Origin of the sequence: Neoalteromonas facilis, assembly GCF_002807665.1 — a bacterium.
In the GTDB taxonomy this organism is placed as follows: Bacteria; Pseudomonadota; Gammaproteobacteria; order Enterobacterales; family Alteromonadaceae; genus Alteromonas_E; species Alteromonas_E facilis.
In genome coordinates this window covers 203,937-220,522 of the sequence record NZ_PEAY01000003.1, presented here as the reverse complement: position 1 = coordinate 220,522, position 16,586 = coordinate 203,937, and the positions used below count along the sequence as shown (strand labels likewise).

Here is a 16,586-nt window from a genome sequence, read left to right as displayed (position 1 = left end):
ACGACTGTTTAGAACCATTTGCGTTCTACCCACAACAGTGTCATTCCCAGCAACCAAAAGATAAATAGCCAATACTTATCTTGCGACTGTGTGGAATACTGTTGTCCTTCTGGTTTCCTAGCATTGGCGGCAACTCTCTGGGTGACATTGCTAGCCTCATACTGTCGCCAACTCGTCCAACCGTCCTCTGCATAAACATATAATGGTTGCGATACGCTGACACTTTGTGTTTCATCTTCAAGTACAGACAATGTGTGCCACCCAGTCTCTGAAGCCCATGCGAACGCACAGTGACGACCATCAACGATCGGATGCGGCATCGAAGCTAGGCTTACGCTAGCATTGTCATAAGACTTCAATTCAAACTTTGCATGAGGCGCAACACCGCTCACACATATTTGCACTCTTTCGTTAGCCCGGAGCGGCATATTTTGGTCGCTAACGGATATCTCGGGTCTTTCTGAAGCGCGTCCGATGCGGCTCAACAATTCGGCCCAATAATTGGTATACAAGACGCCGTCACCCTCTAGTTTAACAACGTATGTCGAAGGTAAAAGACTCAACGCGACCCGCCCTAATTGCCAACGTTTTTCTATGACCAGTGGCTCTCCTGTGCTTGCGCTCACTAATATTGTTTGATTACGTTTAGGTAATTGCATTGACACAAACGTTTGTGGTTTATCTGCCCTGCCCGTTTGCCACACCGGGAAAACCCCTGCGTACTCTTCTCGCATCTTCTCCACTGACCCAATGTCTAGCCATTCAAGCTCTTGCCAGAGGCTGCTAGTTAGCGCTGTATCGGCTAACCAAAGGTGCACCCCGAGCCCCTCTGCTATCGCATTCGACAAACGCTCTCGTTCACTTTCAGATAAGTTCTCTAGCGCTCGCCAATCTATGGCAAGCACATCAAACTGCAATAAATCCAGCGGCAGAATTGCAGTATCAGTTGGCAATTGAGGGCTAGTTTGCTCTTTGACAGACTGCGATTTAAATGCGTTTTTACTGATCTGCGATCTCACCGTGACGTTCGCACCCGCATCGACCAAATAGTTCTGGAGGTGACGCGATTCGAAATTAGGAGCCGATTGCACAATAAGTGCGTTAAGTAAATCAGGCTGGGTGACATCCAACGCAATCATCTCGCTTGAGATTTCTTGATCAGTTGCATCCTCTATCAAACGCAAAGTGTACAGCCACTGCCCGTTTGCTTTTGGTTGCCATTGCATGGAGAGCCGCTCTCCTACACGCGCTAGTTGGGTGTCTAGCGCCCCTCCCATCGGATCGACAAGCTCTAGTCGATACAATGAATCGTCGCTATGATGGCCGTGCAGAGAAAAGGATAAATTAACAAACTCGCCTAATTTTATATGCTTAGGCCACTGTGCACGCACGATCCCCGTTCGACTATCCGACGGAATAAAATTAATATTTTTTTCCAGTACGTTGCTGCTTTGTTCAAGAAATTGCCAATGAGTTGAAGAAAGACCATCTCCGACGATGAAAACCGTTCCGGCATCTTGTAACCGTGTGCTGAGCGCTTCGATATGACTGACTGTTGCAACTTCTCTATCGTCATTATGGGATTGCATTTCGTTGTTATTCGATAGAAAGCGCACCCACTCAGCGCTGTCTAGTTCAGTTGCAGATTGAAGCTGATGTGTAGCGTCCTTAGCGCTATTGGTGATAACCACCATTGCCTTTTCAACGTCACGACTGATCTTGATATCACTTAACAGCAAAACGCCTAAAAACCAGACCAGGCTATTGAGCAATATTACAATCGCCAAACGCCCGTTCTGCCCCTTAAGACGCCTAATGATCCAATAACCGGACAACAGCCATCCAGTTCCAACCATACTGAATAGCAGTACGCATCCCCAAAAAGAGAATGGTAATTGCACGGATAAACTATCGATTAACATTACTGCTGTGCTCCCTGCTCAGATGTTAGGCTGCTTTCACCTTGTTCTAGATAAGTTTGCACAATAGGAGAGTCAGACAAATCTCGTCGCTTACTTTCGCGCGGAGGTGAGAGTGGGCTCGATAATCGTCCCCAAAGATAATGCATAATGTCGTTTAGACAGTTCTGACAACTCTCCGGAGCCCACTGCTCTGCTATTAAAACACGACGCATATTCGCCAGCGCTGTTAACGAAGCACTATCAGCCTGAGATAATTCAAGTTCTTGCTGCAGCACATCAACCACAGCGCTGATCTGTTGTTGGGCCTGATCAGACAACCCTAGCTGCTCTGTAAGTGAAACACTATTGACTGTTTTGAGAAGCGTTCTCAGTTGCACTTCTACAGCTTTGTTTTGTGGGCTCTTTAATGTCCGCTGGATAGATTCGATATCACGTAGCTCACCTTCATAGCGGCGATCATTCGATACAGGGGGTGGCTCAAAGCCGAGTCGCTTAACATACACTCTATCAGCTTGTTTTGCTCTATTTAAAAACTCTAGTGCTTTGACTTCAAATGGCAGTGCGCGCTCTGGCTGAGATAACAACAGGAACAACTCAGCTTGCCACATATTGGCAATCGATTGCTTCATCAATACTTTGGGACTGAACTCCCCTTTACGCAATGAAATAAAGCCCACATCGACTTCACCATGATCATGGCCAAATTGCTCTACAACTTCGTTGAAACCCGAGCGATCTGCGTTGGTCGGTGTATCGGTAAAATTGCCATGCTCAGCATGGTCATGGCTATGCTGCTCTGCCTCGTGCTCCTCTTCATCGTCATGTCCATGTGATTCGGCGATATGCTGAGGACCTTGCTCCATAGTTTGCATAACCCCAGACTCAAACTCGTCTCCAAGATACTGACCATATCGATGTTTCAAATCACTTTGCGCCATACCTAAATCGCGCGATATTCGGTCAAACTCAGCCACCGGCATCTCTTCCCGGTTGGCCATCAACTCTTTGGTTTCAATGATTATTTGGCGTTGGCTTTTAAAGTACTCCGGCATAAAGTCAATCACAATTCCCTCACTGGTAATGCCTTCGACTTCGTCATCAAGCCATTTAATGATACGCGTTTCGGAGCGACTGACCTGCACATCCGGCGTGCGGTTATCCGCCGCTATAACGGTAAAGTAGAGTTCATCTCCTGGCTCCATACCAAGCGAAACCAGATCCCATAATTTGCTGTAGACGTTACTATATTTGCTATCTTGCGCATCGGGATTTACCGTTTCATCATCAAATCGGAACACTTCATCTCTGAACTTAACAGCTTCACCCGTTCCTTTGGCAATAGATGCCTCAATGTAAGTGTCAGTAATGCCAAAGTCATCGCTCACAACGACTTTAGACAACAATGTGGGTGTGCTACTTTTGGTAAATTCAGTCACCGTTTTTTCAGGTGTTTGGATCTTAATATTCGGTCGTTTGTCATTGCTAACATCTAACGTGAAAATGTCGGAGATGGGTTCACTAGAATCGCCGATAACGAGATTAAAATGATATAGCGACGAGCTGAACACACGAGTAGAAACGGACCAAACGCCATTCTCGGCCTCTACCATCGGTAATGCTTCACCGTCTATATCGAGCGAAAATACGCTGTCGCTATCAATTTCTGACGGCTCAAGTCGCCAGGTTATCTCTGCCCCCTCTACGACACTGACATTTAATTCAGATGAAGAGCGTTGTGACAACTGTGTATAGGCCGGCGGCGTGATCGTTAGCTCATAAACATACTCAGTAGGAATGTCGACATTTCCTGTAGCACTTTGAGCATTGCTCCCTTCGGGTAGTTGTCGGACGATAGGCTGTACAAAAAACAGCAGCACAAGGAGTAAACATGCGCCAAGCAAGAAACGACTTTCTGCTCTAAGCCGAAGTGGACGCAGGGTTTCAACACGGATATCAGATAACGCGTGAGCAATGGTCCTTGCAGTTCTCTCGCGCTGCAAGCGCTGTAGAGGATTAAGCTCGTCCGGTTTTTGCAACAGTAGATGAGCACTTTGCTGCGTATCAGGGATATGCCGGTTAGCATGCAGCAGAATGTTAGCTATGGAATATTTTCGGTGTTCGCCTCGGATCACCACAACGAAAAACCAAAGAATAAAGGTTAGAGCACAAAACCAAACAAACTGATCTACACCATCGACAAACTTAGCGCTAACTTGTAGGCACACTATTAGCCACAATGTCGCTGCTAGTGCTCGCAATGCTTGCTTCAACCAATAGCGATTCCGCGCCTCAGAACGCAACCTTTCAATATCTAATAGAATATCGCTATTTGCGCTTTTCCCGTCAGTCATTGCGCCCCTCTCTACGATATTCACTGAGCAATCGTTCCAACAACAATAGACTGATAAACGCAATCGCTAGGCCTAATGGGACAGGCTGTTCATCGGGCTGTAATTTTGTAGCGCTAGAGTGGGTTTTTAGCTGTTCAGCATTAGCCAATGCTATTTGCCCTTCAGTTAACACAGATGCACTTGTTAATAGCTCCGTTGCGTTGTCAGCATACAGTTCTGTAATCAAGTGCACGGGAAAATTGGAGTCTTGTATATCAAACTGCGCAGCATTGGTCACTTTGTGCGAGAAATCCTCGTATAACCAAGCGTTAAGCGCTTGTTGAGAAGCCGTGGTTAATAAAGTGTCTGGCATCACAATCAGCCTATCGACGTCTTCCAGTTGTTGCGACGAGATAGCGTCGATCAAACGCACATTGATTTCGGCCTCACTTGACTGGTTGATTGCGAAAAAAGCACGTTGAAACAATTGCCATTCCATCGCATCAGCCCCCACCCCCCCTACAGCTATTGAGGATTGCTGAGCTCTGTCGTCTGTTATCGTTTGAGAATTGGAGGGCGCCACGTGCCATTGAGTATTCATGGGTACGCTTATAAGCTCTGCTTGAAACTGATGTGCGGCATTGGTTGTAAAAACATGCAGTGTCATATCAGATGCATTAGCATGTTCAACAGACAATAAACTGAATAACTGATTTACCCTACCCCATATATTTATTGCAGGCTTTTCTGTCACTAACTTACCAAAGTCCTCTGGCTTAGAAAGCAGTTCATCCAATGAAACGCGCACTGGATGGGTAGATAACAACCATATTTGAGAGGGTGTACCAAGGTTTTCAATTGACCGTTTTAGTTCATTGTGTTGCGACACGGTGGCAGAGTTTAGCCAATCCGGCGTAACCACATACACCACATCGTTCGGTTTTTGTTGATCACTGCAGCTCACGTTGGCTAATAGCAAAACGGCCAATATCACGAGTACCATCCGCACCAGTAGTAACAAGCGCTGGGAAAGATTGATATTTCGTTTAACCGGTAATGGTTGGATCGGTAATAGCCGTATAAAAGCGAATTGACGGGTAATAACACGGCTTCGACTGATCAAATGGATAATAATAGGGACGAGTAAACCCAAAAGTCCCCAAAGCGCGTTGATATTTCCCCATTCAATGGCTGGCATCAATTCATTACCTCGGCTGCCAACGCATGGTATTTACGACATTGAGTAATGTCTGCTCAATAGGTAACGAAATATTCAGTACCTGCATACTGGCGCCATAGGCACCTAAATTGGTTGCCATCTCATCCAGATAGCGTTGCCTATTGCTCAAATACTGTTCTCGAATCGTTTCCGCATTAACTTTGACTTTTTCACCTGTTTCACGATCCTCCAACTCATATCGCCCTTTTAATTCAAAAGTGTGCTCAATGTTGGTAGAAAGCTGAAGGGGATGAACATCAGAGTATCGACACGATATTTGTTTAATAAAATCAATTATTTCATTGGACTGTTGATAAAAGTCACTCAACACAAATATTAATGCATTCTTGCGTGCTGACATCAATTGATACTGTATTTGTGAAACATCGGGAAATGCATCACCACTACGTAAATTATGCAGTCCGACAAAACAGCGATTCAAATGTTTTGTGCCAGACAAGGCCGGAATAAATTCGGGCTTTTCAACAGATAACCCAACAAGTCCGACTGAGTCCCCTTGAAAACATGCAATGTGAGCCAACGCCGCCGCAAAAATCCGAGCATAATCAATTTTGCTTAAACCTGAGTTATCACATGCTTCGAGCATAGATGCACTGCAATCAATCATGAGCCAGACATTAATGTCGCTTTCACGTTCGGCTTCGCGGACAAAATATCGGTGGCTTCTGGCAAATAATTTCCAGTCAATCTTACTGATCTCATCGCCCGGTTCGTAAGCACGATATTGGGAAAACTCAGCCCCCACTCCCCGTTGTCGACTTGTATGCTCCCCCTGCAGCGCTCCTTGCGCTACGAGCTTTGCAATCAAGCTCAAATCTTTTGTCTGAGCAAGCAGTTGAGGCGTCAATAATGGCTGATTCATGATTTAATCAATAGGACTTGGTGCAACACTTACATTGGTCAGCAAATGCGAAATGATACTATCCACATCAATGGCTTGAGCTTCTGCCTGGAAATTCAACAATAAGCGATGACGCATGACAGCGGGCGCTACGGCTTCAATATCCTCTTTGGTTACCGCAAAGCGACGTTGGATAAGCGCATGCGCCTTGGCACAGAGCACCAGCGCCTGACCACAGCGTGGGCCAGCCCCCCATTGAACATATTCTTTAACCATACTATTAGATGATGTTTGCGGCCGCGTTTGCTGAACAAGGTCCACCGCCCATGCCATCATGGCTTGACTGATTTCGACTTGTCGAACAATACGCTGCAGATCGAGCAATTCCTCACCGCTCAACTGGGCCTCTAGTGAAGACGATGATGCGCCCGTGGTTCGCTGTAAAATTTCAATTTCTTCGTCATAACTCGGATAACTGACTTTTACATACATTAAGAAGCGGTCTAATTGCGCCTCTGGCAGCGGATAGGTCCCTGCTTGCTCAACTGGGTTTTGCGTCGCAAGGACAAAAAAAGGTTTCGGTAGATCATGTTGCTCACCGGCGTAACTCACGTGCCTTTCTTGCATTGCTTCTAGCAAGGCTGCTTGGGTTTTTGCGGGTGTTCTATTGATTTCATCTGCTAACAAAATTTGTGTAAATACAGGGCCTTTTTGAAACTTGAAAAAACGCTCACCAGAAGCATGGTCTGTTTCTAGGATTTCTGTACCTATAATATCGCTGGGCATTAGATCAGGTGTAAACTGAATGCGCTTAAAATCCATCGCAAGGGCGTCGGCTAAGCTACTGACCATTAACGTTTTTGCTAACCCTGGTACGCCTTCAAGCAAACAATGGCCGCCCGCTAACAAACTGATCATCAACTGCTGAACAACCGTGTGTTGGCCAACGATAACCTTACCAATTTCGTCACTGACTAAATCAAGTTTATCAAGTGATGCGTTAATATCTGTTTCTGTTAGTGAAGAAGTTGTTTGCATAGCATTATCTTTTCTTTAGGCCGTCATTGCGTACATCACAATATTGACAGCAAACTTAGTATTATCGACACGTAACCAACGCTTATTGCGAAAGTCATAATCCCACTCACAGCCAAAATCTTTATTGCTGTATAAAACGGCAATGCGCCCATTGATTTCGATGGCTTTTAAATATTCATGCACGAGGTCGTCTCCCCATCCATTTAACTCCATCGACGTTCTTGGAGGCCCGTCAAAGTTAAAAAATGAAGAATATAGAGGATGGTCATTGGGTATTTTTTTAAGTGCATCTGGACCAAATATTTCCGCCATTTGGCGTTCAAACGATCGCGCAAAAAGGCCGTCAATATCATGATTACAATCGTCTACGAAAACAAAACCACCATTTCGTACATAGGTCTCAAAATTCTGCTTTTCCTGCAATGAAAACTGCACTAAACGATGACCGGCCATATAACAAAAAGGCGCAGTGAGCATCACTGGATCACTTAATGGAACAACACGCTCCGTGAGATCCACGCGCAAACTGGTGTACTCAATCAAAGAGTTGAGAACGTTGGCTGGCATACGCTCATCAACGTCCCAGTTACCTGATTCATAACTTAATCGAGTAAAGAAAAAATCATAATCATTGGCTCGTGCTTGTAACGGCAATGCCGATGCTAACGCAAGCGTAAGTGATGATTTTAAAAATTGTCGTCGACTGTTAACCATTCTACTGCTGAGCACTGGCTAACATCGACGAATCAATGTCACCGGTGAGATGAATTGGGTTGAAGATTTAGTCGCCGCTGCACTTGATAGCAACGGCGACTATGCTTAGCTGACTGCGCTTATACTGCGTCAGACAAACTGCTGAAGGTGAAATCTCTGACCTTCATCGCTGGGATCATATTGCCATCAATACGCTGAGGCTCACCCAAAGCTTCAATGTTGTTCAACATTACAATTGGACTTTCATTGAAACGGAAGTTCTTAATTGGGAATTTAATTTTCCCGTCTTCAATATAGAACGTACCGTCACGCGTTAAGCCGGTATACAGCAATGTTTGAGGATCCAATTGACGGATGTACCACAAACGCGTTACCAGAATCCCGCGGCGTGTGCTCGCAATCATATCTTCTAACGATTCATTGCCACCTTCCATAATGAGGTTTCCGCCATTTGGAATGTATGGCATGCCCGTCTTTTTGGCCCAGTAAGGCGTGTTAGGCATGTTAGTCACGACACCGTTTTTAATCCAATCCACGCGTTTACGAGGATAGCCATCACCACCGAAAGGTGCTGTAGGTGCTACTGGATGTTGCGGATCGCTGTAAATGGTGACGCGCTCATCGAACATCTTCTCACCCAAACGGTTCTTAGGTGCTTTTTCAGCATCTTCACCTTCTTTAGGTTTGTAGCTCAAGAAACTTCTGCCTTCGTCAGCACCGCGCTGACCAAAGTTAAACGCCATATTGTTGAGCAGGGTTACGCTTGCTGCAGGCTCAAGGATGACGGTGTATTTACCCGGTTCCATTGCTTTCGCATCTACACTGCCCTTAGATTTTTGAATAGCAATGCTTGAAGCTTTCGCCGTATCCAGCATTTTGTAGTCACTGTAATTACGAGTAACCCAACCAGAGCCCTTTCCGTCCTCTGTGCGAATTGTCACAGAGAAGTCTACGTTAGTTCCCTTGTTGTAGGCGAATAAGCCTTTGCTGTTCATAATCGCAGTGAAGGTAACCGCTTCTTCTAGGAAACCAGAAGAAACTAACTTGTTCTTTTTAGAAGGTGCGATACTGTCTTCAGCCGCTTGAGCACGGTCTTCCGGTGTAACGGCTGCCGTTGAGTCAAAGTAAGTTTTGGACTCAAGGTATTCTTGCTTACCAAATACCGGCATATACTCTTCGTTTTCGGGCGCTAATTTAGCCAACTCTTCAGAACGCCTAACCACTTTTTCAAGTGAAGCATTATCGAACTCATTGATTGTCGCAACGCCGGTTCTTTTGCCGAAAGTCGATTGCACAGCGAGGGTTAAATCACTTTCCTCACCCGCGGTTGATACGGTATTTCTCGCGTAACGAATATTACCGCCTACGCGCCCATCTAAATTACATTCGCACTCGTCAGCCTTTGATAAAGCGATAACTTTCTTCAACAAGGCTTGTGCGTCTTTTTCAGTCATTATTGTCATGATTCTTTTCCTTCTTTAGTCGACTTAGACGTTGCGAGCCGTGTTGATCACGTTCACATTATTAAAGCGTGTGGTTGGACAGCCATGTGACACCGCACTGACCTGTGAAGGTTGGCCTTTACCATCGAAGAATGAGCCGCCAAGGCGGTAATCGGATTTACCAGCCATTTGCACACAGTTGTTCCAGAACTCCTGTGTATTAGACTGATAGGCAACATCTTCAATCTGCTCGGTAATTTTGCCGTTTTTGATTTCGTAGAATAATTGACCACCGAACTGGAAGTTATAACGTTGTTGGTCAATAGAGAATGAGCCGCGGCCCGCAATATAGATACCATCTTCAACGTCTTTGATAACGTCATCTGCTGAGATATCTTCTTTATTAGGTCGCAATGAAACATTTGGCATGCGCTGGAATTGAACGTCGCGCCAGCTTTGAGAATAACAACAACCGTGAGATTCATTCTGGTCAATCATATGAACTTGATCACGGATAGCCTGATAGTTCACCAAGACACCATCTTTAACCAGATCCCACTCTTTGGTTTTAACACCTTCATCATCGTAACCCACGTTACCAAGAGAATAAGGCTGTGTCTTATCTGCAAACAAGTTAACGATGTCGGAGCCGTACTGGAATTTACCACTACGCCATTTGTCCAATGTCGCAAAACTTGTACCCGCGTAGTTTGCCTCATAGCCAAGCACACGGTCTAGCTCTAACGGGTGACCCACTGACTCATGGATAGTCAACATTAAGTGAGCAGGATCAAGTACGATGTCATATTTGCCCGGTTCGACAGATTTCGCTTTCAATTTAGCTTGCAGTTGTTGTCCAGCAGCAACCGCATCTTCAATCATATCGTAGCTATTCTTATAGCCAACGTTAGCGCCAGCAACGCGGATCTTGTCTTCTTCTTTACCTTCAAGGTACTCATAGCCCATACCGACAGGATTACCTAAACTGGTCCGCTGCTTAAAGCCACGCTCGCCAATAGCGGTTGCAAAGAATGGTGCCCATAAACGATGAACATCCTGATCGATGTATGAACCATCGGTTGAAGCAAAGTATTTTTGTTCATTTACTAAGAAAAGCACTGAAGTGATGAAGTTAGCGCCGTTTTTCATTGCCGCATCGTTTACAGATAGCAACAAATCTACTTTTTCTTTAATCGGCACTTCCATCGCATTCTTCTTAATGGGCGTTTTCCAACTTACGTCACCAACGCCTTTAACCGGTGCAAGCTTTACTGGCTCAGTTTGGAATTTAGAGTTTGCTTTAGCAACTGCCACTGCACGTTCAGCAGTTTTAGCAATACTATCTGGCGTCATGTTTGAGGTGGAGGCGAATCCCCAAGTGCCATTCGCGATAACGCGAATACCAATACCTGCAGATTCAGTATTAACAATGTTGTCCACGCGATTTTCATTCGTCGTTACGAACTGATTTAAATAACGACCAATACGGGCATCGGCATATGAAGCGCCTTTTGCTTTTGCTGCGTTCAGTGCGATGTCAGCTAGTTTCTTCTTATAAGCCACATCCATCGGTTTATCGAGTAACTGATCGGCACTCACGGCAATACCTGAAACGGGCAGCATGAGAGCGCCCATCCCAGCGGCACCGCCGAGCTTAATAAAATCGCGTCTTTCCATTTCTCTTCCTCTGTTTTGTACTTGTTGTGCTTTTTTTGTAATCAATGTGGTATCACAGCAGTCTGAGAAATACGAGTAGTCCTAGTTGAACCGCTGTTCTCACACGTCGAATGCCTGCCAATACAGACTGAATGCTGTTGATAAGCATCCAGTATAGGGGATGAATAAAAATCCGCTCAATGCTTAGCCAATTTTTTTCTGAGATGAATTCGTAACAAAGCGTTACAAACGATTAATTTGTCGAAAATTCTCTTAAATGTTCAAGCTCTTGCTGGCGCACAGATTCTCCAATGTCAGCACCTTTCTTTCCCGCCTGTATCGCATGTTGTGCTGCAACACTCTTATCAAACGCCTTCAGTATCAAAGCCATCTTTCGGGCCAAATCAGCCTGCGTATATTGCTCGTCAGGTAGTGATACTTCACCGCTTTGAGCATCACATTCACACGCTAATAGAAACTGTTCGAATCTCTCGGGTTGGCGCACAGCGTCGAGTTTTTCTGCTAATAGTTCATATATGGTTTCAATAGACAACGTATTGATCATGTGAACGGCGCGGTGATATGTAGCGGTTAATATTGCCAACTCTCGAAACTTATTTGGCACGCGCCATCTGTCACAAAAATGCTGAATGATACTTGCCCCATCGGTTTCGTACAGAGCTCCTTCATTCGTATCGCGCGCACCGTTAACTTTTCCCACATCATGCATCAATACAGCAAAACACGTCATACTGCCTAGATTCTTAGCCGCGCTTAACTGCATGGCCGTCATCGTATGCGAGAATACATCCTGCTCTAAACTTAGGGGTTGCTGTACTGTCTTTAAGTTGTCAATTTCTGGGAAAATATAAAGCCCAGCTAAGGTTTCAAAATAGAGTTGTGGAAATGGCTCCGACAATGCCTTTTCGGTTTCCTTCCACACGCGTTCAGCAACGAGGTGAGTGAGCTCTCCATCAGTGAACATTTTGTGAATAAGTGCTTTAGTGCTTGGATGAATTGTCCAATCGGGACCAAATCGAGCATAAAAGCGTGCGATGCGCAGCACTCTTACAGGATCTTCAATAAAAGCCTGTGTGGTATGGCGCAGCACTTTGTTTTCAACATCTGTTTTTCCGCCGAAAGGATCAACCAGCTCCCCAGCTTCATTGATCGCCATGGCATTAATTGTCAGATCCCGCCGCGCTAAATCTTGCTCTAATGTCACGTTGGCGCTGGCATCTACGACAAAGCCTTTATAGCCTCGCCCCTGCTTTCTTTCCGTACGCGCAAGCGCGTACTCTTGCCTAGTCTTGGGGTGTATAAATACAGGGAAATCAGCCCCCACAGCCTGAAAGCCAATAGACTCCATAAATTCAGGTGTTTTGCCCACCACGACAAAGTCTTCATCCTGCGCGGGAACACCTAATAATCGGTCGCGAACTGCACCACCAACCAAATATACATTGTCCAATTTGTTCTCTGACATGATGTTTCTAGCGCTTACTTGTTTTTTATCATCTTATGCAACTACACAGTGACAATCCAATAGAGATTACAAACCGCGTCCCACATTCCGTTTAACTTTACAACTGTTCGATAATCAACCAAACAGTTGTCAGCATTTTTTACGCTATCTCAAAATGAGATCATCAACTTTTGTTAGGTAGTTGTTTTCGCGTACTTTTTTAATGAGGCGCAGTTTTTGCTTCTTCGGGCGGCACTTTCATGGAAAGTATTAATAATAAAAATGTAACACAACAGTAGTAAAAAGGCGGCGATTGACCGACTTAATACCCTCAAGGAGTTTATATGAAATTGGCACATACGGCCTGGCTAGCGCTATTCAGCTCGTCAGCTGTGCTCGCAACGGACGTTTTCATTAACGAAATTCACTACGATAACGCTGGTGGTGATGTTTCGGAAGGCATTGAAATAGCAGGACCTGCGGGAACAGACTTAAGCGGAATGACGCTTGCGCTCTACAATGGTTCAAGCTCACAACGAAATGTTTACAACACCATTGATCTAGCCGGTGTAATCCCAAATCAACAGGATGGGTTTGGTACCGTTGCCTTTATGGTTGCGGGTATTCAAAACGGTGCTCCTGATGCGATCGCGTTAGTCGATAACATGGGTAATGTTACTCAATTTTTAAGTTACGAAGGCAGTTTTATTGCTGCTAGCGGCCCTGCAGAGGGCATGACCAGCACTGACATTGGTGTTGCAGAAACCAGTTCTACCCCTGTCGGTCACAGCCTGCAGTTAGTCGGTACCGGAAGTACTTATGTAGACTTCACTTGGCAAGCTCCTAGTGAGAGTTCATTTGATGCCGTTAACACTGACCAAATATTTGGTGGTGGCGGCCCTGCAGTAGACAGTGCTCCAGTTGTGATCAGCACAACACCAGGAGACAATACCGGTGCTGTAGCCGTCGACGCCAATATTGAAATCAGTTTCAGTGAATCAGTTAACGTGCAAGGTAACTGGTTTAGCATTAGCTGTTCTGTAAGCGGCATTCATAGCGCTGCTGTAGAAGGCGGTCCTCAGCACTTCACTCTTGATGTAGACGGTGAATTTGTTACTAATGAAGTGTGCGATGTCACTGTTGTCGCCGCATTGGTTAACGACCTTGATTTAAATGACGGCCCTGACTTTATGGAAAGCGACTTCTCTTTCCGTTTTGGTACGCAGGTTGATTCTCCTGTTGTTATCAATGAAGTTGATGCCGATACCGCAGGTTCAGATACGTTAGAGTTTATTGAGCTATATGATGGTGGCGTAGGTAATACACCATTGGATGGACTTGTGGTTGTGTTATTTAACGGTTCTGACGACCGTTCATACAATGACGCATTCGATTTAGATGGCTATACCACGAATGAAGAAGGTTTCTTCGTTTTGGGTAACGAAGCAGTCTCTCCAGCACCAAGCATTATCATTAACAATAACGCGTTGCAAAATGGTGCCGACGCGGTTGCAATCTATGCGGGTCACGCTTCAGATTTCACCAATGATACGCCTGTTACTGGTATAAGCTTGGTTGATGCATTGGTGTATGACACCAGTGATTCAGATGATGCAGGCCTGATTGATGTACTAACCCCGAACCAGCCTCAACAAAACGAAAATGGCGCGAGCAATAAAGACTATCATGCAAACGCGCGTGTACCTGATGGCGGTGCTGCGTTAGATACATCATCGTATTTACAACAATCGCCAACTCCGGGCGCAAGCAATGTTGCAACGGCTGAAATCTTCGATATTCAAAGTGCAGGCATGACGTCTCCTTTTGAAGGTCAATTTGTAAAGTCATTCGGTAATATCGTTACCGCACTTGATAGCAATGGTTTCTTCATGCAGACACCGACTTCTCGTAGCGATAATAACGACGAAACCTCTGACGGTATCTTCGTATTCACGGGCTCTGCGCCAAGCGTAGCGGTGGGTGATGAAGTGGATGTAGTAGGTCAAATTATTGAATACTTCGACTTCACTGAGTTCAGTAATGGCACTCAAGTAACCGTTAAAAGTAATGGCAATGCACTTCCGCCAGTTGTGCAGTTTGACGAAAACACACCATCAAAATTACAGCCTCAACCTGAAAACGAGTTAGAGCGCTTTGAAGGTATGATAGTGACGTTTGAAGGTATTGCTTCAGCCGCAACGGACCGTTTTGGCGATACAGCAGTAGTAGCAGGACAAACACGTGCTTTCCGTGAGCCTGGTATTGCCTATCCTGGTATTGCTGGTCTTCCTGTATGGGATGGAAACCCTGAAATCTTCGAGATCAACCCTGACGGCTTGCTTCTTGAAAATACTAGCTTATTTGCTGGTCAGACAGTCTCTGCAACAGGTCCACTGGGCTTCTCATTTGGTGATTACCAAGTATGGCCTACTGAGATGACTATCGGCGAAGAACCGAACTTACTAGCGAAATTGCGTGATAAAGAAGTCGGTGAAATGACGGTTGGTTCTTTGAATATGTATCGTCCTTCTCAAATCGCAAACGTTTATGAAGAGCGCTTAAGTAAGATCTCTCAATTCGTTCGTAACGTGATGAATGCACCAGACATTCTGGCGGTTAGTGAAGTAGAAAGCATCGATGTGCTTGAAACCATTGCGGCGCAAATCAATGCTGACGATGCAAGCATCAATTACTCGGCGTACCTAGAAGAAGGTAATGATATCGGTGGTATCGATGTTGGTTTCTTAGTGCGTCAAAGCGTAGAAATGGATGCCGTTGTTCAATATGGTAAAGACACTATCTTTGATTACGACAACAGCCTATTGAATGATCGTCCACCACTACTGTTCAAAGGGCGCGTTGTCGCGAACGGCAGTGACTTCCCTATTCATGTGTTAGTTGTCCACAATCGCTCACTTAGCAGTGTTGATACCAGCGACCGCGTGCGTAACAAGCGCTTGGCGCAGGCAGATTTTGTTGCCAATATCGTTCAAGATATTCAATCTGATAATCCTAGCGTTAACCTAGTGGTTACCGGTGACTTTAACGCGTATCAGTTTACTGACGGCTACGTAGATGTATTGGGTCACATTGCGGGTACTGCAGTAGCTTCAGACAACTTGTTATGGCAACCAAGTCCAGTAACACCTGTTCTGACTAACCAAGTGAATAACCTTGCTGCTACTCAGCAGTATTCTTTCGTGTTTGGTGGCAGTGCTCAAGTATTAGACCATGCCTTAACAACAGCAAATCTATCGACTTTAGTAACTGATTTTGCGTACGCTCGTGGCAACTCAGATGCGCCTGCTGGTTTAGTTAATGACGATAGTAATGCGTTACGTGCATCAGACCACGATGGTCTTGTTATGTATGTGAAGATGGACTCAGATAACGATACTATTGCTGATTCACTGGACATGTGCCCTGCAACTTCAGTTCCTGAAACTGCTCCAAGCAAAGGCTTGAAGCCGAATCATTTCGCTCTAATGGATGGAGACATTTGGTTCGACACAACAGGCAAAGTTAAAGAAAGCTTTAGTCTAGTTGATACAGCAGGCTGTTCATGCGAACAGATCGTAGAAGAGCTAGGTTTAGGCAAAGGCCATCTTAAACATGGCTGTAATACAGGTATCATGAATAATTGGATTAGCGCTGTAGCTAAACCATAATAGGTATCGAATGAAAAGCGCAGCATTAGCTGCGCTTTTTTTGTATCTGCGAGTTCAGTCTTGAGGTATCGGTATAGGAAGACCTCAATCCTCTGCTCCGCTCTGCTCTGCTGCGCAAGTTACACATACAGCGACTGGTTTAACACAATACGCCTGCAAAAAGATAACGATGATATTGGTAGGCTAAATAGCCGTGGGTAGAGTGTAAAAGTGTTTGAACGTTTGGCTACAGAGAAGTGTTTAAGTGTTTAAGTGTTTAAGTGTTTAAGT

10 protein-coding genes are annotated in these 16,586 nt (G+C 45.2%); 1 reads left to right on the top strand and 9 read right to left on the bottom strand.

Annotated features, from left to right (window positions below; translation table 11 throughout):
• Positions 1–8: 8 nt before the first annotated feature.
• The 9 genes from CSH93_RS09365 to CSH93_RS09325 form a co-directional block, all read right to left on the bottom strand.
• Positions 9–1,922: a hypothetical protein gene (locus CSH93_RS09365; RefSeq protein WP_100642989.1), complete on the bottom strand. Its 1,914-nt coding sequence runs from the start codon at positions 1,920–1,922 to the stop codon at positions 9–11.
• Positions 1,922–4,273 carry a hypothetical protein gene (locus CSH93_RS09360; RefSeq protein ID WP_100642988.1) on the bottom strand — a complete coding sequence of 784 codons (2,352 nt, stop codon included), beginning with the start codon at positions 4,271–4,273 and terminating at the stop codon, positions 1,922–1,924. Before CSH93_RS09360 ends, CSH93_RS09365 begins: the two co-directional genes overlap by 1 nt.
• Positions 4,266–5,450 (bottom strand): BatA domain-containing protein, encoded by a 1,185-nt coding sequence (locus tag CSH93_RS09355; RefSeq protein ID WP_100642987.1) that lies wholly within the window; start codon positions 5,448–5,450, stop codon positions 4,266–4,268. Before CSH93_RS09355 ends, CSH93_RS09360 begins: the two co-directional genes overlap by 8 nt.
• Before the next feature lie 7 nt (positions 5,451–5,457).
• Positions 5,458–6,354 (bottom strand): DUF58 domain-containing protein, encoded by an 897-nt coding sequence (locus tag CSH93_RS09350; RefSeq protein WP_100642986.1) that lies wholly within the window; start codon positions 6,352–6,354, stop codon positions 5,458–5,460.
• Between the two features lie 3 nt (positions 6,355–6,357).
• Positions 6,358–7,371, bottom strand: coding sequence for an AAA family ATPase (locus CSH93_RS09345; RefSeq protein ID WP_100642985.1), 1,014 nt, complete (start codon positions 7,369–7,371; stop codon positions 6,358–6,360).
• A gap of 15 nt (positions 7,372–7,386) precedes the next feature.
• A complete protein-coding gene (locus CSH93_RS09340; protein ID WP_100642984.1) occupies positions 7,387–8,085 on the bottom strand; it encodes a DUF4159 domain-containing protein in 699 nt (232 codons plus the stop codon).
• 119 nt (positions 8,086–8,204) lie between these two features.
• On the bottom strand, positions 8,205–9,548 hold the full coding sequence (locus tag CSH93_RS09335; protein WP_100642983.1) for a TldD/PmbA family protein: 1,344 nt from the start codon (positions 9,546–9,548) through the stop codon (positions 8,205–8,207).
• A 24-nt stretch (positions 9,549–9,572) separates the two neighbouring features.
• Positions 9,573–11,204 carry a TldD/PmbA family protein gene (locus tag CSH93_RS09330; protein WP_100642982.1) on the bottom strand — a complete coding sequence of 544 codons (1,632 nt, stop codon included), beginning with the start codon at positions 11,202–11,204 and terminating at the stop codon, positions 9,573–9,575.
• 232 nt (positions 11,205–11,436) lie between these two features.
• Positions 11,437–12,669, bottom strand: coding sequence for a tRNA nucleotidyltransferase/poly(A) polymerase-related protein (locus CSH93_RS09325; RefSeq protein ID WP_100642981.1), 1,233 nt, complete (start codon positions 12,667–12,669; stop codon positions 11,437–11,439).
• Positions 12,670–12,992: 323 nt separating this feature from the next.
• Between CSH93_RS09325 and CSH93_RS09320 the strand changes: the two genes are divergently transcribed.
• Positions 12,993–16,316 (top strand): endonuclease/exonuclease/phosphatase family protein, encoded by a 3,324-nt coding sequence (locus tag CSH93_RS09320; RefSeq protein WP_100642980.1) that lies wholly within the window; start codon positions 12,993–12,995, stop codon positions 16,314–16,316.
• Positions 16,317–16,586: the final 270 nt, after the last annotated feature.